Source organism: Streptomyces pseudoechinosporeus, from assembly GCF_054783935.1.
This window is the reverse complement of sequence record NZ_BAAGPS010000039.1, coordinates 22,318-45,255: the sequence shown is the minus strand read 5'-3', so window position 1 is coordinate 45,255 and position 22,938 is coordinate 22,318. Positions and strand designations below refer to the sequence as shown.

Annotated in this window: 17 protein-coding genes and 4 pseudogenes; 12 read left to right on the top strand and 9 right to left on the bottom strand. The window is 69.0% G+C overall.

Features of this window, described 5'->3' with window-relative positions; translation table 11 throughout:
* Window positions 1-142 precede the first annotated feature (142 nt).
* The 5 genes and pseudogenes from ACYVO6_RS32695 to ACYVO6_RS32675 form a co-directional block, all read left to right on the top strand.
* Window positions 143-589 (top strand): annotated as a pseudogene (locus ACYVO6_RS32695) (MFS transporter); the annotation flags it as partial.
* Window positions 590-873: 284 nt separating this feature from the next.
* Window positions 874-1,926 carry an aldo/keto reductase gene (locus ACYVO6_RS32690; RefSeq protein WP_461067531.1) on the top strand — a complete coding sequence of 351 codons (1,053 nt, stop codon included), beginning with the start codon at window positions 874-876 and terminating at the stop codon, window positions 1,924-1,926.
* 394 nt (window positions 1,927-2,320) lie between these two features.
* A complete protein-coding gene (locus ACYVO6_RS32685; protein ID WP_461067529.1) occupies window positions 2,321-2,614 on the top strand; it encodes a hypothetical protein in 294 nt (97 codons plus the stop codon).
* 1,046 nt (window positions 2,615-3,660) lie between these two features.
* On the top strand, window positions 3,661-3,852 hold the full coding sequence (locus ACYVO6_RS32680) for a CBS domain-containing protein (protein WP_393410611.1): 192 nt from the start codon (window positions 3,661-3,663) through the stop codon (window positions 3,850-3,852).
* A 162-nt stretch (window positions 3,853-4,014) separates the two neighbouring features.
* The gene (locus ACYVO6_RS32675; RefSeq protein WP_393410609.1) at window positions 4,015-4,407 is read left to right on the top strand and encodes a DUF2267 domain-containing protein; all 393 of its coding nucleotides are present in this window, start codon (window positions 4,015-4,017) and stop codon (window positions 4,405-4,407) included.
* 120 nt (window positions 4,408-4,527) lie between these two features.
* On the opposite strand, the gene ACYVO6_RS32670 is transcribed toward ACYVO6_RS32675, so the two are convergent.
* From ACYVO6_RS32670 to ACYVO6_RS32660, 3 genes and pseudogenes are all read right to left on the bottom strand, one after another.
* Entirely contained in the window at window positions 4,528-5,730 is a 1,203-nt protein-coding gene (locus ACYVO6_RS32670; RefSeq protein ID WP_461067526.1) for an ISL3 family transposase, read from the bottom strand.
* 146 nt (window positions 5,731-5,876) lie between these two features.
* Window positions 5,877-6,014, bottom strand: a pseudogene (locus ACYVO6_RS32665) (transposase family protein); the annotation flags it as partial.
* A gap of 262 nt (window positions 6,015-6,276) precedes the next feature.
* Entirely contained in the window at window positions 6,277-6,585 is a 309-nt protein-coding gene (locus ACYVO6_RS32660; RefSeq protein ID WP_095752628.1) for a hypothetical protein, read from the bottom strand.
* Window positions 6,586-6,647: 62 nt separating this feature from the next.
* Here ACYVO6_RS32660 and ACYVO6_RS32655 point away from each other — a divergent pair, with 62 nt between their 5' ends.
* The 3 genes and pseudogenes from ACYVO6_RS32655 to ACYVO6_RS32645 all read left to right on the top strand — a co-directional run.
* A complete protein-coding gene (locus ACYVO6_RS32655) occupies window positions 6,648-7,343 on the top strand; it encodes a TetR/AcrR family transcriptional regulator (protein ID WP_461067524.1) in 696 nt (231 codons plus the stop codon).
* A gap of 250 nt (window positions 7,344-7,593) precedes the next feature.
* Window positions 7,594-8,370 (top strand): DinB family protein, encoded by a 777-nt coding sequence (locus ACYVO6_RS32650; protein ID WP_461067522.1) that lies wholly within the window; start codon window positions 7,594-7,596, stop codon window positions 8,368-8,370.
* Window positions 8,371-8,374: 4 nt separating this feature from the next.
* A pseudogene (locus ACYVO6_RS32645) lies at window positions 8,375-8,513 on the top strand (DUF1905 domain-containing protein); the annotation flags it as partial.
* A gap of 177 nt (window positions 8,514-8,690) precedes the next feature.
* On the opposite strand, the gene ACYVO6_RS32640 reads toward ACYVO6_RS32645, so the two are convergent.
* Window positions 8,691-10,148 carry an aldehyde dehydrogenase gene (locus ACYVO6_RS32640; RefSeq protein ID WP_461067520.1) on the bottom strand — a complete coding sequence of 486 codons (1,458 nt, stop codon included), beginning with the start codon at window positions 10,146-10,148 and terminating at the stop codon, window positions 8,691-8,693.
* Between the two features lie 473 nt (window positions 10,149-10,621).
* Here ACYVO6_RS32640 and ACYVO6_RS32635 point away from each other — a divergent pair, with 473 nt between their 5' ends.
* Window positions 10,622-10,762 (top strand): hypothetical protein, encoded by a 141-nt coding sequence (locus ACYVO6_RS32635; RefSeq protein WP_461067518.1) that lies wholly within the window; start codon window positions 10,622-10,624, stop codon window positions 10,760-10,762.
* A 12-nt stretch (window positions 10,763-10,774) separates the two neighbouring features.
* A pseudogene (locus ACYVO6_RS32630) lies at window positions 10,775-11,014 on the top strand (nuclear transport factor 2 family protein); the annotation flags it as partial.
* A 1,153-nt stretch (window positions 11,015-12,167) separates the two neighbouring features.
* On the opposite strand, the gene ACYVO6_RS32625 reads toward ACYVO6_RS32630, so the two are convergent.
* The 4 genes from ACYVO6_RS32625 to ACYVO6_RS32610 form a co-directional block, all read right to left on the bottom strand.
* Window positions 12,168-12,961, bottom strand: a protein-coding gene (locus ACYVO6_RS32625) for an IS5 family transposase (protein ID WP_461067535.1) whose coding sequence is annotated in 2 segments (ribosomal slippage) — window positions 12,168-12,659 and window positions 12,662-12,961 — 792 coding nt in all. Because the reading frame shifts where the segments join, the coding sequence is not laid out codon by codon here.
* A 187-nt stretch (window positions 12,962-13,148) separates the two neighbouring features.
* Window positions 13,149-14,069: a hypothetical protein gene (locus ACYVO6_RS32620; protein WP_461067516.1), complete on the bottom strand. Its 921-nt coding sequence runs from the start codon at window positions 14,067-14,069 to the stop codon at window positions 13,149-13,151.
* A gap of 536 nt (window positions 14,070-14,605) precedes the next feature.
* Window positions 14,606-17,740: an AfsR/SARP family transcriptional regulator gene (locus tag ACYVO6_RS32615; RefSeq protein ID WP_461067514.1), complete on the bottom strand. Its 3,135-nt coding sequence runs from the start codon at window positions 17,738-17,740 to the stop codon at window positions 14,606-14,608.
* Between the two features lie 580 nt (window positions 17,741-18,320).
* The gene (locus tag ACYVO6_RS32610; RefSeq protein WP_461067512.1) at window positions 18,321-18,932 is read right to left on the bottom strand and encodes a hypothetical protein; all 612 of its coding nucleotides are present in this window, start codon (window positions 18,930-18,932) and stop codon (window positions 18,321-18,323) included.
* A 475-nt stretch (window positions 18,933-19,407) separates the two neighbouring features.
* Between ACYVO6_RS32610 and ACYVO6_RS32605 the strand changes: the two genes are divergently transcribed.
* Window positions 19,408-20,169 carry a GOLPH3/VPS74 family protein gene (locus ACYVO6_RS32605; protein WP_461067510.1) on the top strand — a complete coding sequence of 254 codons (762 nt, stop codon included), beginning with the start codon at window positions 19,408-19,410 and terminating at the stop codon, window positions 20,167-20,169.
* A 39-nt stretch (window positions 20,170-20,208) separates the two neighbouring features.
* Here ACYVO6_RS32605 and ACYVO6_RS32600 read toward each other — a convergent pair whose 3' ends face one another.
* Complete coding sequence (locus ACYVO6_RS32600; protein WP_461067508.1) at window positions 20,209-21,633, bottom strand: outer membrane protein assembly factor BamB family protein; 1,425 nt, start codon at window positions 21,631-21,633, stop codon at window positions 20,209-20,211.
* Between the two features lie 317 nt (window positions 21,634-21,950).
* Between ACYVO6_RS32600 and ACYVO6_RS32595 the strand changes: the two genes are divergently transcribed.
* Complete coding sequence (locus ACYVO6_RS32595) at window positions 21,951-22,610, top strand: hypothetical protein (protein ID WP_461067506.1); 660 nt, start codon at window positions 21,951-21,953, stop codon at window positions 22,608-22,610.
* Window positions 22,611-22,938: the final 328 nt, after the last annotated feature.

The window sequence follows — 22,938 nt, the reverse complement described above, 5'->3', positions numbered from 1 at the left end:
ATGCGGGGTCATCAAGAGACCACCTGACCCGCTGTCACCTCCCACCGCATCTCGGGGTGGCCTCTGCGTCTTGTCAAGTCGCCTGAGAGGGTGGGGCTTTATCCTGAATCTTGGACATGGCTTATGCGGCTATTGACATAGCGTGGCGTGTCTGGCCGGGGTGAGCATCACCGGGGCGTTGCTGGACCGCTTTCCGCATTCCGCGCTGACCGCTGCCGTCGCCACGCAGGCGGTGGGCATGCTCGGCCTGTACGCGGCGGGCACCGATCCGGTGGCAGCGGTGGTGTTCCTGGTGCTGATGGGCGGTGCACTCGGGCCGGTATTCATGACCACCCAGAACGCGATGCTGCATTGCGCACCAGGCCGCACGGATATCGCACTCGCGGCGAACTCCAGTGCTTACAACGCTCGTATCGCGGCGGGCGCCGCGCTCGGGGGACTGGTCCTGCCGCTCGCAAACGTGCGGGACACCTTCCTCGCCGGCGGGCTGCTGACCATCGGGGCCTGCGCGGTGCTGCTCGGCGGGCGGCTGCTGCCTCGGGGCCGCTTCACGCCCTGCCGCCAGCTCTCGGTTGACCGCCTCCGTTGACGAGACTGACCTTACGTCCCTTAGAAGCTGTGTCACATCTCTTTGTGCAGGTCACGGGCGTGATCGGTTTCGATGATCCGGTTTGCCGTTCGGTTGAACGTCGATGGACGGTCAACCGAACGGCAGGGTAAGGATCTTCCGGCGGCTGTTGCGAGGGTGGTGACCGCCTCGGGCGCCACTGACAACGCGGCCCGACGGAACCTCCCCGTGCCCTTGCCGTCAAGTGCACTCCAAGTCCTAGGCTGACGCTCCCAACCCGCCCCCGCCTGCGACGGAGCACCGGCATGCGCTATCGAGTCCTCGGCAAGACCGGCATCGAGGTCAGCACCCACTGCCTCGGCACGATGATGTTCGGTGCCGTCGGCAACCCCGACCACGAGGACAGCGCACGCATCATCCACGCTGCGCTCGACGCCGGCATCAACTTCGTGGACACCGCCGACATGTACTCGGCCGGCGAATGCGAGGAGATCGTCGGCAAGGCGCTCAAGGGCAGACGCGACGACGTGGTGCTCGCCACGAAGGTGCACTTTCCGCTGGGGGAGGGACGCAACCGCAGCGGCAATTCGCGCCGCTGGATCCTCAAGGCCGTCGAGGACAGTCTGCGGCGCCTGGACACGGACTGGATCGACCTCTACCAGGTGCACCGCCCTGACCACACCACCGACATCGAGGAGACGCTGTCCGTCCTCAGCGACCTGGTGAGGGCAGGCAAGATCCGGACGTTCGGCTGCTCCACGTTCCCCGCCGAGGACCTCGTCGAGGCTCACCATGTGGCGGAGCGGCGCGGACTGACGCGACTGCGCACCGAGCAGCCGCCGTACTCGATTCTCGCGCGCGGCATCGAGCGGTCCGTGCTGCCCACCGCGCAGCGCCTGGGCATGGGAGTGCTGACCTGGTCACCGCTCGCCTCGGGATTTCTGTCCGGCGCCTACCGCGAGGGCCGGCCCGTCGACCTCACCACCGGTCGCGCCAAGCTCACTCCGCACCGCTTCGACCCCGCCGTCCCGGGCAACGCCGCGAAGCTCGCGGCCGTCGAGCAACTCGTCGCTCTCGCTGAGGAGGTGGGCTGCACCCTGCCGGAACTGGCCGTCGCCTTTCCGTTGGTGCACCCGGCCGTCACGTCGGTGATCATCGGTCCGCGCACCATGGACCAGCTCACCTCGCTGCTCAAGGGAGCTGACCTGCTGCTCGACGACGCGGTGCTCGACCGTATCGACGAGATCGCGGCGCCTGGCACCGATCTCTATCGGGCCGACGGTGTCTGGCAGCCGCCGTCGCTCACCGAGCTCGCGTGGCGCAGGCGCCCGGCTGGGGAGCGGGCGGCCGCGGACTGAGCCTGTCGTTCGAGGGTCCGGGCATCACGGGCATAGGGACCTGACCTGTACCGGAAACCCATTCCACTTGTCATGTCAGGACCCAACACAGCTTCTGAGCCAGTCACACTCATCTGACCTGGGTAGATAGGCGCGGCATCTAGTGTGATGCGCCATGAAAAGAAGGTACCGACTAAACCTCAGGATTTCTGGCGCATCACACTAGATAACGCTGCCGACCAAGCCGAACCGGATCATCCCGGACCACATGGCCTTCATGCATCCATCGTCATCCCACAGCACATGGCGCGCATCCCGGTCGCGGCCACCCCTAGCGAGTTGCCCGCGTCACGAGGAAGTCCCCCGTGTCCTCCAGCTCGATGCCGTGTGCTCCTTGAGTGGAAGGATCGGTGCCATGGGCGCCGAGAAGGGCTGGGTGTACCGGGTCGACGAGCCGCACGGCTCGCAGGGCTGGCGCCGCTACGGCGGCCATCCCGAGCGGTGGCGGGGGACCATCATCACCGACGATCCGAAAGAGGCCGCCGAGTACGTCGCCGCCCTCGTCGTCACTGACCTGATGACCGAGTGGGAGGTGCGCGGCACCGGGCAGAGGCACGTGCGCGTGATCGTCTGGAAGGACGAGGAAGGCGACGGCCCCGAGGACGCGGCCTTCACCGTGGAGATCCAGCCCGACATCGATGCAGAGTGACCGCTCCGGCCGCGGGGGACGGGCTTGGTGCTCTTCGGTTCCGCTCGGTTCCGTGGAGAGCAGGCGTGACGAAGCCTTCGCACCGCGGTCAGGCCCGCGCGAAGGCTCCGAGGGCAAAAACAGTCCCCGGTAGTGCTGCGCGTGTCCTGAAGCTTCAGTCGTCACTGTTGCCTCGGTGTCGCGCCGGCTTGCCGGGGGCCTGAACCACATCCTGTCCAAGTCACTCCGCCGACTAGACGTCCTCACCGACTTTGTGGCTCTTTCGGTGTTGTGGTCTAGTAACTACTTTGCGCAAGATATGTCACGAGTCAAGAGGTTTTGGGTAAATTTTTCAGCGCGACCGGGTGCGTCCCCAGCGGCCCGTTCCTCGCTCGCCCGACAGGCGGGGCGTTGCGCCCGTATCGGCAGGTCAGCCCCTGGCGGAGGGAGCATGGGCCGGGTCATGTCCCCGTAGTGGTGTAACCGTGTCGGGTTGATCTTCAGCTGGATAGATCTTTCGGCCCAGGTGCGGCGGCCGGACGTGATGGCGGGCCCGCCGATGCCGTACGGCTTCACGGTGCGGCTGTAGGTATAGCCGATCGCTAACCAGATGCCGGTGGTCTTCGTGGTCCAGGTGCCGGCCGTCCACCGGCCGAAGTTGATAAACCCGACAGTCTCGCGCCTCATCGAGCCGCCTCCACGACCGTGCGCACGCCGTCCGGGGCGAGCCGGTACACGCGCCCGTCGGCATAGCAGACCTCGATCTCGTCGGAGAGCTGCGGGCGGCGGACCTTCCACCCGGCCTCGTACGCCTCGCACCGACCGACTGCTGCGGGATCGGCGGCTCGGCGGCTCGGCGGCCGAGCGAACGGCGCCCAGTCAAATCTACAGATGAAGAGAGTGGTTTCTCGGGTACTTCGGGACCGTGTCCGCGATGGGCAGCGGGGCGTTCAGCTTCGTCCTATCCAAGGAGGATCCGATGGCTCAGCGGATTCGAGAGGCCATGACGAGCAACCCTCTCACCGCTGCGCCGCAGACCCCGGTAGCTGAACGATCAGCTGCGCGGTGTGGTCACCGACCGAGACCTCGTCGTGCGGGTGCTCGCCGAGGGCGACGATGTCCGCCGAATGCCCATCGAGGAGATATGCAGTGCCGATGTGGTCGCAGTCTCACCCGATGACGAGGTCGACCGGGCAGTTGAGCTGATGCGGGAGCGAGCGGTGCGCCGACTGCGGTCGTCGAGGGGAACCGGCCGGTAGGCATCGTTTCGGTGACCTGGGTGTCGAACGCTGGCCTGACTCGCCGATGGGTGGCATCAGCGCCGCCGAACCCAACCGGTGAGCGCGCCCGGCGAGCCGGGCGGCTTCGGACGGACGGCGCCGCTCCAGGAGCATTGCCGAGGAGGCGGAGGAGGGTGAACGGTGAGGTACGACGAGTTTCTGGGCCGTGTGCGTGAGCGCGGTGAGTACCACAGCCAGGACGAGGCTGTCGAGATCACCATGGCCGTTCTACAGGTTCTCGCCCAGCGGATCACCCTCGGCGAGAGCAAGGACCTGGCTGCCCAGCTGCCGGGGCCTCTAGGTGAGGTCGTGGCCGCCGCCGGCGCTCGCGTCACGGAATCCTTCGGTATCGAGGAGTTCTACCGGCGGGTGGCCGAACGCATCGGAGCCAGGCCTCGTACGGCCCTGTGGGACGCCAGCGCCGTCCTGACCACCGTCGCCGATGCCGTTTCTCCCGGCGAGCTCAACGACGTCATCAGTCAGCTGCCGTCCGGCTACGCCGTCCTGTTCGGCAAAGCCGACCTGAGCGGTTGACAGGCCGGTCATGTGTCCGATGATTCTCGGGACACGCGAAGAGGTGTCGGAGCGTCCAGTCCTGAACCGCCCCGGTGATGGGGATTCTTGAAAATGGCTCTGGCCGCAGTTCCGTGACGCTCATGGCTGGGTGAGGATGCGGGTCCGGAGGAGTTCGAACGAGGCCCGGCCATACATGGCCCGCTTGAGCGTTTTCACCCGGTTCACGTGCCCTTCGACGACGCCGGAGCTCCACGGCAGGGTGAGGCCGGCGGTGACGGCGTCGAGATCCTGGCGGAGGAAGCCGGCGAAGCCTTGTATCGGTTTCGGAGCGTCCTGTTCGGCCTGGCGGATCCACTCCAGCAGCAGGTGTCCGCGCCGGTGACGGACGAGATCGGCGAAGGCGCGGGCGAGGTCGCAGGCCCGGGTGATGTCCGGGCAGGCGAGCCGGACCTCCAGGAGCCGCTGATCCTGGCTCTCCGTCAGGGTCTCGCGGGGTTGCATGATCAATGAGGTGATCTTGCGCGGGCTGGGGATGTCGGCCCGGACCGGCTCGGCGGTGCCCGCCCGCAGGGCGGCGAGATGTTTGCGGACGACCTGGCGGCTGCCCTGGTAGCCGCGCGCCTGGATTTCCAGGAAGAGGCGGGTGCCGCTGACCTGGCCCTGGGTCTCGGTGAAGCGCGCGTTGAGGTATGCCTTGAACGGCTCCAGCACGCCGTTGGGGCGACGGTCGCGGGCGGAGACCAGCAATTGATCGAGGGCAGTATCACGGAAGCGGCGCACGGTCTTGCGGTCGAGGTTCAGCCGTCGGGCGATCGCGCTGATCGTCCAGCCCTTCTCCACGAGACGATGGATGTCCTCATAGCGGTGGCGGGTCCGCTCGATGATCTGCGTGCGGGGCAGTTCCGGCACCGGCATCTGCATCGGGACCGGTTCCGGAACCGCCGGTTCGGCGTGTTTGCGCAGGCAGTCGCGGTGCTGATGGCAGGTCTTCTCCACTGCGGCGGACAGGTTCTGCAGCAGGTGCCACCGGTCAGCGACTTCCAGGGCATCGGGTGCGGCTTCCTTGATCGCCTTGGTGTAGGCGGTGGCCCGGTCGCGGCAGATGATCTCTGCGCCGGGATGGTCCTTGAGCCAGGCCGCGAACGTTTCCGAGGTGCGGTCGGGCAGCACGTCCACGACCCGGCCGGCCTCGACGTCGACCAGCACGGTGCCGTAGGTGCAGCCCTTGCGAAGGCGAACTCGTCCACCCCCAGCACCCGCGGAGCCCGGTCCGGCACTGTCGGCGCCTTGAGGAGCCTGAGCAGCAGGATCCGGCCCGCGGCCAGCCGTAACCTCCGGCACAGCCGCGCGGCCGGACGGCCGCCCAGCTCCACCGCGACCGACCGCAGCCACCCCGTCAGCCCGATGCTCGACCGGCGGTACCGCTCGGTCAGCCCGCCGACCTGCTCCACGAACGTCCTGCGGGCACAACTCCCGCGGTCGCAGAAGAACCGCCGTACCCGGAGCCGGACCATGACCCGCCGGTCACCCAACGGCCGCTCGTCCAGCGTCCGTTGGTACGAGCTGTGCACCCGACTCGCCCGCTTCCGACAACCCGGGCACCGGCCCGGCCGACCGATGGACACCACCTCCACCACCAGGGCGCCAGAGGAGTCGCTGACACGCTCCACTCGCACACCGATCCCGGGAAACAGCACATCTTCAACCGCGTTGCTTGCCACGGCAGGAAACACCCTGCCGAAACGATCCCTCGTTCCCCTCGCCGACCTGGGGATTCACGGAACTGCGGCCAGAGCCCGGGTGCGCTCAGCGCGTCGCAATCGGCCCCCGGCGTGTGTGGGCTTTGCCAGGTCGCCGGCATGGCACGCGCCGCGGCCTGGCGCCGCGTCAGGTGATCAGGTCGTCGGTGAGCAGTGCGCCGCTTGCATGGACGACGTCCAGATGGTGCACCTCGGGCTCGCCGTCCGGGCGGGAGTCGCCGAAGGCCGCGTCCACCGCGGGGTGGATCCGCTCATCGAACGCGCGGCCGCACTGTTCCTTGGATTCCCACACGTCGATGTAGCGCAGCCCACCGTCCGGGCGGCGCACGCACAGGTGGAGCAGCGAGCCGTCCAACGGCTCGGGCCCCAGCGCGTCGATGATCCGCTGGTAGAGCTCCTCGCCGATCGGAACGTCCTGGATGTAGGCGTAGACCATGGCAGCCTCCCGCATAAATTGACCCGAATGCACTTCGGGCGAATATTGGTAACGTACGGTCCATGAGCGATCAGGTCAAGGGCGGCAAACGCGGCTACCACGCTCCACGCCGAGCCGAACAGGCCGCCGCCACCCGCCGCGCCGTGCTGGACGCCGCACGCGAACTGTTCGTGCGGCAGGGCTACGCCGCGACCACGGTCGCCCAGATCGCCCGGCGGGCCGACTGCGCCGTGGACACGGTCTACGCTGCTGTCGGACGCAAACCGGCCTTGCTGCGCGAGTTGGTGGAGACCTCGCTGTCCGGCACCGACCACCCGGTCGCGGCCGCCCAACGCGACTACGTCCTGCGCATCCGGGCCGCGCGCACCGCTGCCGAAAAGATCGCGATCTATGCCGCGGCGGTCACAGAGCTCCAGCAGCGGCTCGCACCAGTGTTCCTGGCCCTTCGTGACGCTGCGGTGACCGATGCCGACTGTGCCACCCTGTGGCTGCAGATCGCCGAGCGCCGAGCGCGCAACATGCGCGAGTTCGCCGCAGACCTGCGCGCCACCGGGGAACTGCGCCCGGATCTGACCGACGACGAGGTCGCCGACACGGTGTGGAGCATGAACGCCGCGGAGTACTGGGTGCTGCTGGTCCACGAGCGAGGGTGGAGCCCCGAGCACTTCGGCGCCAGACTCCGCGACGCCTGGATCCGGCTCTTCCTGCCGCCCGACCGCTGGCCCGGTCAAGCATCGGAGTCGCCCACCGAGCGGTAGCCAGCCTCCGAGGCGTCCGGTCTCGACTGCGCAGGAGCCCCAGCATCGCTGCGATCACATGCTGGATCAGGTCAGACGAACGCCGAACGAGTCGGGTTCGAGGCGTCGACGGCTCAACAGGGACAGGCACTCCATCTTCACGGAACTGCGGCCAGAGCCTTGAAAATCCCCAGTCCCGCTCTTCTTCACCGCTTGGTTGCGGGCTCAACCAGAGGGGCGGGTTCGCCTCACAGGCCCTAGTCTGACCGCCATGAGCGACGGTGACTCAACGGGCCTGCGCGGCAAGGCGTTGGAGCGCGCGGACATGACGGGGGCACGGTTCACCACGGTGAACCTGAACGGGGCGACGTTCTGGGCCTGTGAGCTGAACCAGGTCGTGATGCGCGGCGTCGAGATGGTCGACACCACCATCGACGGCGAGATCCAGAACCTGGTCATCAACGGGGTCGACGTCGCGCCGTTGGTGGAGGCGGAGTTGGACCGTCGGCACCCTGACCGCCCCAAGTTCCGGCCGACCACTCCCGAGGGGTTCCGGGAGGCCTGGGACCTCAACGAGCGGCTGTGGAAGTCGACCGTCGCTCGGGCGCGCAGGCTGCCCCCCGACATGCTGCACGAGTCGGTCGACGGCGAGTGGTCGTTCATTCAAACCCTGCGCCACCTCGCGTTCGCGACCGAGTCGTGGGTCGGCCGCTGCATCCTGGGCGATCCCATGCCGTGGCACCCGCTGTCCCTGCCGTGGGATCAGATGGACCCCCGACCAGGAGTACCGCACGACCGTGACGCGCGCCCGTCCCTCGACGAGGCGCTCACCTTGCGGCGGGCAGCGATGGCGATGATGCGGCGGGTGGCCGACGGACTGACCCACGAGCAGCTCGACAGCCGGACAGAGCCGCTCGTGGGTCCTGGCTGGCCGGACGAGGGCGAGACCTTCCCCATCCGCGAGTGCCTGCTGATCGTCCTCAACGAGGAGTGGTGGCACCGCATGTACGCCGAGCGCGACCTGGCCGTCCTCGAGGAACGGGACTGACCTCGTGGAGCTCCTCCTCACCGGCCGGGTGATCGAATGGCGCGGACCGTCGCCGTACTCCTCCGCCCCCGTGCGAGACGAGGAGTCCGACCGACATCCGCGAGGTGGCCGCGATGGCCACGTACGGCTGGGGCTTGATCCCGCCGGGTCTTCGCGGTCCGGCTGATCTGCCGCAGCCGACGGCCCTCCTCCATGCTTACCGGCCGGACGAACACACTCGGTCGGCGTCCCACGACCACCTCCAAGATCAGGTCTTGGAGACAGTCTGCTGTCCAACGAGCAGCAGGTCGATTACTCGGCGAAGGCCGCCTGGCGAGCCGTTAGATGCCTAGATCGCCTGGCAAATTGATGGTCTTGTACTCCAGGAACGAGCTGAGGCCCTCGGGCCCGAACTCTCGGCCGATCCCGGATTCCTTGTATCCGCCGAAGGGGGCGGCGAACTCGATCCGGTACCCGTTCAGCGTCAAGCTTCCCGTGCGCACCTGGCGAGCGATGCGCATGGCCCGGTCCAGGTCGTTAGTCCAGATGCTTCCCGACAGGCCGTACTTCGAGTCGTTCGCGATACGGACCGCGTCGTTGTCGTCGTCGAAGGGGATCACGACGAGCACGGGGCCGAAGATCTCCTCCTGCGCGATGCGCATGGAACTGTCGACGTCTGCGAAGATCGTCGGTTCGACGTACCAGCCCTTCGACTGGCGCGCGGGCCGGCCGCCGCCGACCGTGATCGTCGCGCCGTCCTTGCGCCCGCCGGCGATGTAGTCCTCGACCCGCCGCCGCTGGCGCTCGGCCACCAGAGGGCCGACCTCGGTCGAGGGGTCATCCGGATCGCCGATCCGCAGCGCAGCAGCTGATTGCGAGATCGCATCCACAACCTGCTGGTAGCGACTGCGATGAGCGAGGATCCGGGTCTGTGCCAGGCAGTGCTGGCCGGACATCATGATCGCGTACGGCATGAGGGCAGGTACGACGCTGTCGATGTCGGCGTCCTCGAGGACGATGGCGGGCGACTTCCCGCCGCACTCGAGGGTGACGCGCTTGAACTGCTCGCCGCACAGCGCGCCGATCCGCCGCCCTACGGCGGAGCTGCCCGTGAAGCTGATCTTGTCAACCAGCGGGTGCCGCACGAGCGCCTCACTGTTCTCCCGGCCGGCGGGCACGATGTTGAGGACACCCGGGGGCAGACCGGCCTCCATGGCAGCGTCGGCGAGCAGGTACGCGTCCAGCGGGGTCTCCGGCGCGGGCTTCAGCACGACGGTGCAGCCGGCGATCAGGGCGGGAGCAAGATTCACCATCGTCAGGATGAGCGGCGCGTTCCACGGCACGATCTGCCCCACGACACCCACAGGCTCCCGAAGGATCCGCGCGGGACCGCTGAGACCTGCTCGATCCTGTTCGAAGGGGAACGTCGCGGCAAGTTCCCGGTAGTAGTCCAAAAGCATCACGGGAACCGGTGCCTGGAGCTGGTTTGAGAAGCTGATCGGTGAGCCCATCTCTGTGGTGATGAGCTGCGCGATCTCGGGGACACGTGCGCGCAGGTACTCGCCGAACGGACCCAGCGCGTCCGCGCGCTCCTGTGGAGACATGCGGGGCCAGGGGCCATCATCGAAGGCGGCGCGCGCCGCGCGTACTGCTCGGTCGATATCGGCAGGCCTCGATGAGGGAGCGGTACCGATCCGCTCCTCCGAGAAGGGGGAGATGACCTCGATCACGTCTTCCGAGGCAGGCGTGACCATGTCCCCGCCAATGAACAGCCGATCCTGCACTGTATGGCTGGTCATGGCCGCTCCTTTCGCCGTGCCAAGACGCGCCTACGGGGACGGCTGTTGGTGAGCAACGTCAAGCCGTCACTTCCGGAATGGTCATCTCCATGACGGTCATCGCGCCGTTGGTCTCGTCGCTCGACGCCTTGACCTCGTACAAGCCCAGAATGCCTTGCCATCACCGCTATGACGCACATGCGCGTTCTTCGCCATGGGACCGCTCCCTCCTCGGTGCCCCCATGTGTCCCCACCGGAGAGCCAGCCGAAGGCCGCCATCCGGGTACCTGCGCCGGGGCAGCGCCGACCCCCCCCGTGAGATTCAGAGGACCGCCTTTCCCGGCAGCGTGCCGTGCCGGTGGACGCTGGCCGAGGGCGGAGCGTCACCGCGGCCGCGCAGCTCGATTGTGTGCCGCTCAGCCTGATGGCCTAACGCCGCAGAGCCACGGTGTGTCGCGCGACGTACGCTCCCCAGGGGGCCGAGAGAGGCGCTGATGACCGATCACCCGAACATCGCTGTGTTCCAGCGCGCCATGGCTGCCTTCGCGGCCGGCGACATGGATGCCCTGGCGAAGGTCTTTCACCCCGAGATGGTGTGGCATATCGGAGGCAGCAACCCACTGGCGGGAGAGTAACGAGGACGTGAGGACACCTTCGCGGCGTTCGAGCGGGAGTTCCAGCTGACAGGCGGCACGTACCGTCCACAGCTCCACGATGTGCTCGCCAACGATGACCACACAGTCGCGCTCCTGCACGTCACGGCGTCACGTGAGGGCAAGGAGCTCGATATGGACTACGCCCTCGTCTTCCACATCTGGGACGACAAGATCACCGAGGGTTGGGTGCTGACGGCCGACCCAAAGATGTACGACGAGTTCTGGTCGTAGGACATTCGTGACGCGGCGCGCGATGTCGGCGCCCTTTCAGGGCGTGAGAGTTCACTGCGCCAAGAGTGGTGCCCACTTTGCCGTGAATACTTCCCGGGCATCGGCAGGCTCGCTGTAGCGCCGCCCCGGTCTGTTCGGCGGCTGAAGAGGGTCCGTGTTCGGCCGTCGCCGAGACGGTCTCTGGCGATCTGATCCACTCCGGGCGGTGGCTGACCTGCGAAGAAGCCGCGCGGTTCCACCCACGGGCGAGGCGGGCTGTGCCCATCTCGCCGGTAAGGCACTCAGTTGCTCGCTCCAGAGAGGCTCCGCCCCCGAATACGGGCGGAGCCTCCGCGCGTTGGAAGGGGAATCCGCTGCGGGCGGGTTCGAGATCCCCCTCTGAGCTGGCGCGATCGCCGTGTAGCCCCGGACCATTTCTGCTCTGCGACGGATTGAGGCCGCGTTGGGGCCGCAAGGACAGGAACAGACTCACAACGGCCGAGAAGCACGGACAAGATTTACCTGTCCTGACCTGCGAAAACGTCATAGATGAGCGTTGATCGGCAAGGGTCGCCAAGATCCTTAGAGGACTCATAATCCGTCGGCCGTGGGTTCGAGTCCCACCCGCCCCACCTGCATAGGCTTCTGACCTGCGGAAACGTTCATTTTTGGGTGTTCGAGCGTCAACTTTGCCTGAACGGACTAAATCCGCTGCTCGCGAGTTTGGAGTCCGGCGGCGCGCGGGAGAGCTCCAACCCCTCTGACCTGCGACGAAGTAGGTGATCGAGGTCGTCGCTCGCCGTCCGGGCGACTGCCCTGAGGCTCGATGCCAAGATCCAGGGACCGGAACAGGGACCGGGACGACGCGGCCGTGTCCAGGCCGACGGTGTCTCCAGGCCGATTCGTTGTCCCATTTGCGGGTTGCGCGGCACGGGCTGCTGTCCCCAGCGCGGCAGTCGAGTACCGGGCCGGCAGCGGAGGCAGTGCAGATACCGGCACGACGGGTGCGTGGGCGCGGGTAGGGCCGACGTCGGCTGTTCATCGTGCTGTGGAGACACTGTCGCCTTTGTGTCGCTCGATCCGTGATGTCGTTCAGGGGTGTCGGCGGCCTGCGTGCCGATGGCGCACCTGGTGTTCCGTGGCGGCAGGTGGCTGCTGAGAGCTCGTAACACGATCATGATCGCTGCTTCTTGAGTCGCCTCCAGCAGATGAGGCTGCAGGCGAGGGATACAAACGCGTCGTGGAGTTCGGTGCGGCGTTCCCATCGCACGGCGAGCCGTTTGAACTGGTGGAGCAGGGCGAAGGTCTGCTCGACGACGTAGCGGAGCTTGCCCATGCCCTGGATGTTCGGTGCGCCCTTGCGGGAGATGACCGGCAGGATCCGGCGCTTGCGGAGTTCGTCGCGGTGGGGGTTGGAGTCGTAACCCTTGTCGCCGAGCAGGGCCTCGGGGCGTCTGCGGGGCCGGCCGGGTCGGCCGGCGACGGGCGGGATGCCGTCGACCAGGGCGAGGGTATGGGTGACGTCGTTGACGTTCGCCGCAGTAGTGATGACCTTGAGCGGGGTGCCGCGTCCGTCGCAGATCAGGTGGTGTTTTTTGCTGCCCGCCTTCCGCCGGTCGACCGGTGACGGACCAGTGTCGGTGCCCCCTTTTTCGCGCGGATCTGGGAGCCGTCCACACACGCCCTGGACCAGTCGAGCTCACCCGCCGAGTTGAGCTCGGCGAGGAGGATCCGGTGCAACTGGTCGAAGACACCAGCCTGCTGCCACCGCTCCAGCCTGCGCCAGCAGGTCTGCCCGGATCCGAACCCCAGCTCCAGCAGCAGCAGTTGCCAGGCGATGTCGTTGTGCAGAACGTACAGAATGCCCTGCAGGCACAACCGGTCCGGCACCGGCCGAGGCCCAGGCGACCACTCCGGCCAGGGCGGCAACCGCGGTTCGAGAGGTGCCCACAATTCGTCGTCCACGATCCGCGGCCGAGTACTCGCACCTTCCCGAACGGCCGAATCACCCCAACGGTCACGCCCGACCAGGGCACTGCGACGAGATCGTGTCACGAGTTCCAAGGGGTTTGCTCACGGCCGGCCCTCGTCCCCTCCCGAGCAGGGTTTCTGCGCACCCACCCCTCGACCTCCCGGCTGCGGCCGGGAGAACACATCAAGGTCTCGTCTCGACGCTGAGGGTCTGCCGGTTGTCCTTGTCCTGCTTGAAGTCGGCCGTGACCTCGTCGGAGAACGCCTCGGTGCCGGTCGACCTGACGAGCAGAGGCCGGGGCTTTCCGCCCGGAGCGGCGTACTCGGCGGTGATGCGGTAGCGGCCCACGGGAACGTCCACCACCGCCCAGCCCTGGCCGGTGAACCGCGGCTCGCGACGCGCGATGGTCCCGCCGGTACTGCCATCGATCAGCGGACCGACCGGGGTGAGGGTGAGATGCACGTTCTCCGGGGATAGCCTTTTGTCCGCGGGGGCATCGCCGAGCCGCACGTTGTACGTCACTGAGCCGCCGTACCACCTCTCACCGGACCCTTGTCTGCCGCTGGTGCGCCAGGTGAAGTCCCGGACGGCCCCGTGCTGGCGTGTGAAGGGATCGGCCGTGTCGGGCGCGAGATCGAAGGTGTACGACGTGCCCTGGCGAGTCCGCGTGATGGTGGCGGTCGCCGCGAACGTCCCCGAGGCCTTCGGCATCTCCGCTCTGTAGGAGCCCTGGCCGTCGGTGACCAGCACGAGATCGGTGTCGTCGTACACCTGACTCTGCACAACCACCTTGGCGCCTCTGAGCGGTCGGCCGGCCTCATCGGTCACCCGGCCTTTGACCACCCCCGCCTCGAGAGTGCCGCGGCTGCTCGGCCTGGAGCCGTCCGAACCGCCGCGGCCGTGCCGCGGAGACTTCGTCTTCGCGGTGCCCTTTCCCTTGCCGTGGGACGTCCTGCTCTTGGACGAGGAGCCACCGCTCGTCGGGCCGCAGGCGGCGAGCGTCGTGCTGAGCGCGAGGACGACAGCCCCGATCGCGACAGCGGCTCTGCCGCGCGGCCGCCTGCGTCCGCTCGTGCTGTCGTCCTGGTTCGCCTTCTCGTTCATCGAAATCATCCCCCGTGTGGTGACGTGCGTGCCGGGCCGTCGGCGCGGAAACTGCCCTCGCGCGCCGGGAAACGCCCCCGGGGGCGTTTCCCGGCCCGGTGTCCCGGCTGGTGCCCGGCCGGCCCGAGGTCCGCAGGCGCGGACCGTCTGCCATGTGGTGCCGGACGAGTGGATACTTGCCTGCCGCACTGGGAGGCCACGAGGAAGCCACTGGAAGACGGGACGGGTGGGGGAGAGCGCGGAGGGGCACGACGGGAAGCAGACAGAGACGCCGACGGGCTTCCCCACTGGTGTGATCGACGAACACACCGCTGCGCGCGCGGCCCTCCCAGCGGTGTCCCAGCCGGATCCCGGTGCCCTGCGGGACTGTGGAACGGACGCCGACGGTGCGGGCCGGGCGACGACGGACGAATGGCCGGGGGAGGGAACCGAGGTCTCGGATCGGGTTGAGCGATCCGTCCGCCGTCGACAGAGCGGATCGGGGGGCCCGCGCCGTCGACGCCGACCTGACGCGGCTGCCCGGGCACTGGGCCGGATCAGCTCGACGGGCCACGCACGGCGTAGGCGACGGTCTCGGCCAGCCCGAACGAGCGGCCCACGGCCACTGCGTCGTCGTACGCCTGCGCCCCCAGCACGGTCCGGGCATGGGACTCCGCGTCGGCGCGCAGGGACTCGTCAGGCTGGTAGTAGCCGTAGACCTGGGAGCCCACCGATTCGCGCAAGGCCTGCGCCGCGCCCAGCAGGGTCGCCACGCGCACGGTGTCCCCGGCGGCATCCTCCACGACAGCCAGCGCCTCGAGGAAGTAGGCGAGATTGGCCAGGTCGCGGGTCTGCTCGGAGAGGCGTACGCCTTCCTCCAGATGATCCCGGGCCCGCTCGTGGTCGCCCTGACCGATCCTGGCCTGGGAGAGATTGAACAGGGCGACGTAGATCGCGAGCCGGTCGCCGCGATTCCTCGCTGAGGCGAGCCCGAGCTCGATGTACGGAATGGCGGCCGCGGGCCCCGTCTCCATCATGACCGCGGTGCCGAGCCACACATGGATCAACGACCACACCCAGGCGCCCAGGTCACCGGCGCCCTCCGCCAGCGGGATCGAATCCTGGAACATGACCGCGGCCTTCCCCGGATCGCCCTCGGCGAGCGCGACCAGCCCGATGCCGGGCAGCGCGTGAGCCTGCGCGTACACATCCTCCGCGGCCTCCGCCTCCTCGTTCGCCTGCTGCCACCCGCGCCCGGCCGCCGCGTAGTCGCCCTGTGCGAAGGCCATCGCGGCGGCTGCAGACCGCACACGCGAGCGCAGTCCGACCGGCAGAGGATGCTCCAGCGTCGCCTCCAGCGCGCGCCGGCCGAGAAGCAGATCTCCGCGCAGCCACCAGTAGAGCCACAGCGCCCAGCCGAGCCGTCCCGCGGTTTCCGGCGAGCCGTCGGCGAGGGCCCAGCTGATCGCCCGGGTCATGTTGCCGTGCTCGGTGTCCGTGCGGGCCAGCCAGTGCACTTGATCGGCTCGCTGGTATTCCGGCGCGGCCCGCTCGGCCAGCTCCAGAAAGTGGACGGCGTGGGCGCGGCCCGCAGCCCGGGCCTCCACGGTGTCGCGAGCGAGGTGGGTCCGGGCGTACTGGGCGATCGGTTCGAGCATGCGGTAGCGGGACCGGCCATCCGCATCGGTGGTCGCGACGATCATCGACTGCGCCACCAGTTCTTCCAGCGGGCCGAGTACGGGGTCGACGCCGGCGGAACCGGAACCGACGGCCTCCGCCGCTTCCAGGGTGAAGCTGTCGGAGAAGACTGCCAGACGTCGCAAGAGCCGCTGCTCGGGCCCGCCGAGCAGGCCGTAGCTCCAGTCGAGGGTCGCGCGCATGGTTCGCTGGCGGTCCGGGAGGTCCCGTGCACCGTCGGCGGTCATCGCCTCGTCGAGCCGGGCGAGCAACAGCCGCGGGTCCAGAAAACGGACCTTGGCCGCGGCGATCTCCAGGGCCAGCGGGATGCCTGCGAGCCGCTTGCAGATGGCGGCGATGGTGGGTGCGTTGTCGGAAGAGAGCCGGAATCCGGGCGCCACCGAGTGAGCGCGCTCGGCGAAGAGGCGCACCGCGGCAGCGGAGGCAACGGCTTCGAAGGCCACCTTCGTGCTGGAGGGCAGCGCCAGGGGGTGAACCGGGTAGGTGGTCTCGTCGCGGACCCGGAGCGCCGCCCGGCTCGTGACCAGCACCGTCAGCTGCGGGCAGGAGGCGACGAGTCGGGCCACCGTCGCCGCGGCGGCGGTTACCTGCTCGAAGTTGTCGAGCACGAGCAGCATCAGCCGCTCCCGCAACTGCTCCACGACCAGTGCCTCGACGTCCATGCCCTCCGGTGCGCCGGGGGCGACGGCATGCCCGATGGCGGGCAGCACCAGCGCGGCGTCGCGCACCGAGGCCAGCGCCACGAAGACGATCCCCTCGGGGAACTCGTCCGCCATGTGCCGGCTGACCGCGACGCTCAGCCGTGTCTTGCCGACCCCACCTGTCCCGGTGAGTGTCAGCAGCCGGTGCTCCGGCCGCCGCAGCAACGCGGCGACATCGGCGACGTCCTGCCCGCGACCGACCAGTGGCGTGACGGGCATGTGCAATGACCACGCGGAAGCACCACCGTCCGCCGGCGCGGTCCGACTGCCGCCGTCGGACAGGTCCTTCGGCCTGCGGCCGAGTGCGGGTGGCCAGGTCCGGTCGTCCTGAGCCGGCTCGGCCGGTTCCGATGGCATGTGCGGCTCCGCGTCACGAGCGTCCTCAAGCCCGGCCGCATCGGCGTCCTGTGGCACGCCCACCGCAGGCCCGTTGGGGCCCCGATCCCTTCGCGGCTCGTCGGACGCGGACGGCACGGGGGACGAGAACCGAAACCCGGACGGGGCAGAGGAGGCGGGCGGGGTCGGTGCGGCGATGGTGTCGTTCTGCGCGAGCACAGCGGTCTCCAGTCGGCGCAGCGCGGGGCCGGGGTCGATGCCCAGTTCCTCGGCGAGTGTGCTGCGTGCGGTGCGCAGGGCGCCCAGGGCGTCGCCCTGGCGCCCGGACCGGTACAGGGCCAGCGCCAGCAGCTCCCAGCCCCGCTCGCTCAACGGGTTTTGGACGGTGTGCTTCTCCAGGTCGCCGACTGTCGCGGCATGCCGGCCCAGTGCCAGTTCGGCGGCATACAGATCCTCGAACGCGGCCAGGCGCAGACCGTCGAGGCGGGCGACCTCCGGAAGTGCGAAGGCGGTGTCGGCGAACTCGGCGTAGGCCGGGCCCCGCCACAGCGCCAGGGCTTCCCGCAGCGCCGCCACCGCCCCTTCCGGATCGCCGCACCGGAGCAGTTGCTCTCCGCGTCCGGTCAACGCCGTGAACCGCTCGGCGTCCACCCCCTCCACGCCAAGCCGCAGCGCGTAGCCGGTGCCTTCACGCACCAGTACCTGGGCGGGCTGCCGGGCCGCGCGCTCCGGTTCCAGGGCCTTGCGCAACTCGCCGACGTAGGAGTGGAGAGTGGCCATGGAAGCGGCGCGTGTCTCGCCCCAGGCGTCGGCGAGAACCCTGTCCTCCGGGATCATCCGCCCCCGTGCGGCCACCAGGACGGCGAGGACGGCGCGCTGCCGCAGGCCCCCCAGGCCGGTTTTCCGCCCTGCGACCGTGGCCGTCATCGGTCCGAGCACACCGACCTGTATATCCACCGATCCCGCCTTTTCTCACTGATCTGCCGGATATCGTGCCAGACGGCTCCCTGGTGCGGCTACGGGCGGCAGACGGGGCGGTGCGAGCGGTTGTAGTCGTCGGGCGTCACGTGCGCACGTGGCTACCCCTTGTTCATCGGGACTCCTCCGTGGATACCCCCGGCCTTCAGGCAGGGGAGAAGCGAACTTCTGCGGACCAGGGCCGGGCAAGCCCGCGAAGCGCAGGGCGGCCCGGACTGGGTCTCTCCGGGAGTGCTCCAGCGGCACGACCTCGTGGCGGCCGAAGGCGTCGACAGCCGTGTCGTCGACCCAGGCGTCGATCCGGCCGGTGCTGCGTGGACGCGCGGCCGGCGTCACGCGCACCCTCGCGTGCGACATGGGTCGGCGGTGGCCGTACGAGCAGGACCCTTCCGGTCCCCGCTGACGAGCGGGAAACCGGAAGGGTCCGTCGGGCCACCCAATGTGCGGGGCACGGCGACCGGGCTGCTCACCGGCCAGTGGGGGCAGCCGGGTTGAGACCCCGGCGCGGCGGACGCGGCCGAGGCCGTCCCACGGCCGGTTCCGGCCCGTGGAAGGGCCGTCAGTACCCGCCGGTGACACCGGTGGTCGTGCTCGAGTCCCAGAACCCGCTCTCGTTGCACGTTCCGGTGGGGCGAACGGTCGAGGACGCCACGAAGTTGGGCTTGACCACGTTCACCTGCGCGGCGGCCAGCGAGTTGCTGATGACGTACTCCGAGTGGACGAAGCTCTTCGTCACCGACGTCTTGCCCGCCGGGACCGTCATCGTCTCCGTCTTCATCGCGCCACTGGCCGCGCCGTAGCGGAAGGTGATCTCGCCTCCCTTGTGGCCCTTGGAGAGGGAGATGACCGCCATATAGCTCTCGGGTACGGCCGTCTTGCACTTCACCGCGGAGAGCGAGGTGGGTACCACGGCGAGGGCGACCCCCGTCACCCTCAGGCCGCTGTCGTCCGCCGAATCCTTCGTCGCGTCATCCTTGACCGCCGAGCCGGTCTCCTTCGTGGAGGCCCCCGCCGACACGCCCTCGCCGCCCTGTTCCGCCTTGGCATCGTCCGACCGGCACCCGGCAGCGAGCAGCATGCCGCCGATGACGGCCGTCACCACGAGACCGCGCCGGATCTCCCGTGCTCTTCCCGCTTCTCCCACCCATGGGTTGCCCTTCATCTCTGTCATCCCCCGTTACCCCATTCTGCGTTGAACCCGGCGTGCGCCGGGCGACTGCGTCGAGGCGAACCGCCTCACCGCCCATTGATGAAGGACGGCGCTGGGGATCGGCTGGGAAGCCACTGGGCGCGGGACGACCGACCGACGACCACGCCCGGCGCCGCTCAGGCTCACTTCCGCCTTCATCTGGGCCACCCAGCCCGAGCTCAGCGAGGCCGTCGCCGAATACGCCGCCGACCCTCCGCCGCCGCCCCGCGCCGCGCTCGGTACCGCGGTAGAGCGCCTCTTCGGCGGCGCGGCAACAGTTCCTCCACGACCCGGACGAGGTGGGGGAGTTCTGCCATGAGGCGACGCGGAGGGCGGAGGCACTCACGGCCCGACTCCGCTGTTGCGTTTCCCAGAGAGCCTTCCAGCAGGTTCCCAGGACATCGCCAGAGTCTGCTCCGATTCTGGAATCCTCACCCCACCGGGCCAGGAGATGGACATGTACGACAGACCGCCCACCGCCCTCCCCGAGGCCCTGCTTCTGCTGCTCGCCCATCCGCGCACCAGGTTGCTGAAACAGCCTCAGCATCTTCGCCGGGTCCTGGGCGGAGCGGTCCTCACCGAACTGCTGCTGTCCGGCGCGATCAGCGTGGACGACACCCGGATCACCGTTGTACGCAAGGTTCGGCCGGCCGACCCGTTGGCCAACCGGGTGCTGAACCGGCTTCTGCGGACCAAGAAGAACTCCGATTCCATGCAGCTCGAGCGATGGGTGCGCAAGGCGTCATCCGACCCGGTCGACCTGGTCTATCTGGACACACTCGTCGACCGGGGACTGGTGGACCGCCGGACCCGCACCATCATGGGCCTCTTCTCGTCGACGACCTGGAGCGCCGTGGAGCCGGGCTGGCACGAGCATCTGGTCGCCCGTATCGATCGCGCTGTACGGCCCAAGGCACATGAACCGGTGCCCGGACCGCCGGACATCCGCGGCCTGCACTTGGCGGCCCTGGCCGGGACGAGCCGGCTGGACCGCCGCCTGAACGCGAGGTGGAGGCGCCTGGGCATCCGGACCCTGCTGGAGGACCTCACTTGCTCCACACCGATCGCCGACGCCACCCGCAAAGTCATCAAGGCCGACAGGGCCCGCGGTGGCAGCGGCGAGGGGAACCCCGGCGAGTGGACCAGCCCCAGCTCCGGCAACGAAGGGTGGAGCGACAGCGGCGGGGGAGACGGTGGCGGTGGCGGGGGCGGTGACTGACCAGGTGCCGGAGCTCTCCGGCACCTGTGACACGGGGGTTCAGGGCGCCGGGCGCAGCATCCATCCCGTGGCGCGGTCGAGTCCGAAGAGGCCTCCCGTGAACGGATGGAGAGTGGAGTCCGGGCCGGACGAGTCCTCGATGTGGAGCCGGTCGGGGACGTCAAGCCGCCACAGCAGGCGTCCCTCGGCGGTGAGGTCGTACGCGTACAGCGAGGCCTGCTCGCCGTCCGGCACCCACGGCAGGACGTAGGCGACGGTGTCGGTGAGCACGGCCTGGACGTGAGGGGCGGGAAGAGGGATCCGCAGCGGCGCTTCGGCGAGTGCGGGAGTGTCGCCCCAAACCGTCAGGGCGCGGGCGGACCGGTCGCCCTGGTCCAGAACGGCGGCCATGACGCCGTTGTCGGCGCGCACGATGTGTTCGAGCTTCTGGCGTGCTCCGTCCGGGGCTGCCGGGACCGGCTGGGTCCTTTCGATGCCGCGCGGGCCGGTGAACGCCAGCCCCCCGCGGTAATGGACGAGCATGCGGTCTTTGCCCAAGGGGTGGACCGACTGCACCCGGCCGGGAAGGCTGCCCCTCCAGACCTTCGTGCCGGTGGCAGCGTCCAATGCCGTCACGACATGGTCCGCCGACGCCTGGACGACGACCCGGTCCCCTGCCAGGAAGACCGGGTCGGACACCGTCTTCCGAGGGTCTCCCAGGCGGGCTCCGGTGTCCGTGCGCCACACCTCCCGGCCGCTGCCCGCCTCATGAGCGAAGACTTCCGACCCCATCCGCCCGTAGACGCGGGCGCCGTCCTGTGCGTAGTCGGTGGTACGCGCACGGGCCAGCCGCTCCCCAGTTGCCGTGGAGTAGATCTCGACGTGGCGGTCCGCGACGGTCGACGAGCCGCTCATACGCGGCCTCTTCCTGGTGCGGGTGGCGACGAGCACACTGCCGTCCGGCGACAACTCGACGTGCTCGTCCCGGTCATAGGGACGCCAGGTGCAACTCAGGAGCACCTTGCCCTTGGCGGACAGCAGCCGGAACTCCGAGCGGCGTGCCTCGCCGTGCTGGTGGTGGGCGCTCGCGATCAGCGGCCCGTCGTCGCCCGCCGGCGCGGCAAGGCTGACGAGCGCCGATTCGGGACGGAACGCCTCCCCGAGAGGGGTGCGCCACCGCTGGGTGACGCCTTCGCCCTCCATCCGGTCGGCCAGGAGGTCCCCCTCGGAGTCCACCCGGTAAACGCCGGGCGCCCCGCCGCCGGTGGCGAGCACCAGTGACGGCCCGCCCGGCAGCGTGGTGACCGACCGTGGCCGCGTACGCAGTCCCGGTGCAGCCTGCGCGGGCAGACCGGTGCGGGCGCCGGCCACATCCACCGCGGCGGCACCGCTGCATCTCAGTGCGGCCGCGGGCGGCTTCTGCGTCGTACAGCCGGTCAAAGCGACCAGAAGACCGGCGGAGGCTGTCGCCACCTGCCGCCGCATGCGGCCTCTACGAACCCACGTCTCCATGAAATCCCCCTCTTTTCTCACGGCATCAAGCCGTCCTGGCCAGAACGTAGTCATGGCGGATCGCCCCCACATACTGGGCATCGGTTCTGGCGGGGAACTGGGAACGAGCGTCCCAGCAGGTTCCCAGAGGGCTTCCAGCCAACGGCGGCACTGTCCAAGGTGAAGACGGTCGATGCCGCACGTGATTGATGGCCTCACTTCTGGGGGCGAGCCTCTCGCCGAGTGCCGTCGTTTGGCCGGTATCGATCCGACCGGCGGGAAGGCCGCCGGTCCTCAAGGGGGAGCCGTTCATGCGCGTCCAGCGTTTTCCTGCCCTTACCGCGGCCGTACTCGGCCTTGTTTTCCTGGCCGGTTGCCGGATTGACGACGTCGAGGTCGCTCCCGCCGCCCCGTCCGGTGCCTCGGCCGACGCGGATTCGACCGCCGGCCCAACACCCGCGGAGGCGGCCGAGGGCGTCAGGCCGTCCGCCACCGTGGGCGGACAGCGGGTGGTCGACGCGGTGACGGCGGGTGGCCTGTCCAAGGTGACCGGCGAGGGCGCGGCGAGCGATACGGTCATCGACCCGGGGGAGATGCGGGACGGCATGAACCTGGTGGTGAACAACTACGAACCCCCCAACGGGGAGTGGTCCGACACTCCCGTCCTCGTCGTCGCGGTCGACCATGTGCCGGAACCGACCACCAAGCGCCGCGAACACCTGTGGCGGGGCATGCTGGAGCACCTCCAGTGGGACTACGACGTGCTGGGCCGGCCCGACGCCCAGCCGGCCTACGACGCAGGCCCCCTGGGCGGCTCGGTGGAATGCATGCTGGCCTCCCTCGCCGAGGACGGTGACGTCATCTGCGGCTGGGCCGACGCCACCACCGCCGCAGTCGCCCACTTCCCGAACAGCACACTGCCCAAAGCCTCCAGACTTTTCGTCTCGATGCGCGCCGACCTGGAGAAGTAGGAGGTACTTCTCGGCGCCGCCCCCCACACGGCGCCGAGAAGCCGTCCGGCACAGCGGCGACCCGCCCCGAGCGTCCCCCCACGGGCCCGGGGCGAGGCGTCGCGTGCCATGCCCCAAGGGTTTCCGCCAGCTCTGGGAGAACGCTGGGAAGCGATTCGGAAACGGAGAATCCCCTTCCCAGCCGATTCCCAGCCCATGCCCGGCCGACAGGACCCGCCGGGCCTCGACGCTCTCGTCACTACGCGCCTGAACTGGGGGAACCGCAACCCACCGCTATGCGTGTCCGCACAGCGACGCCGTTTCCGGCGGATACGACTGCTCTGGCGCG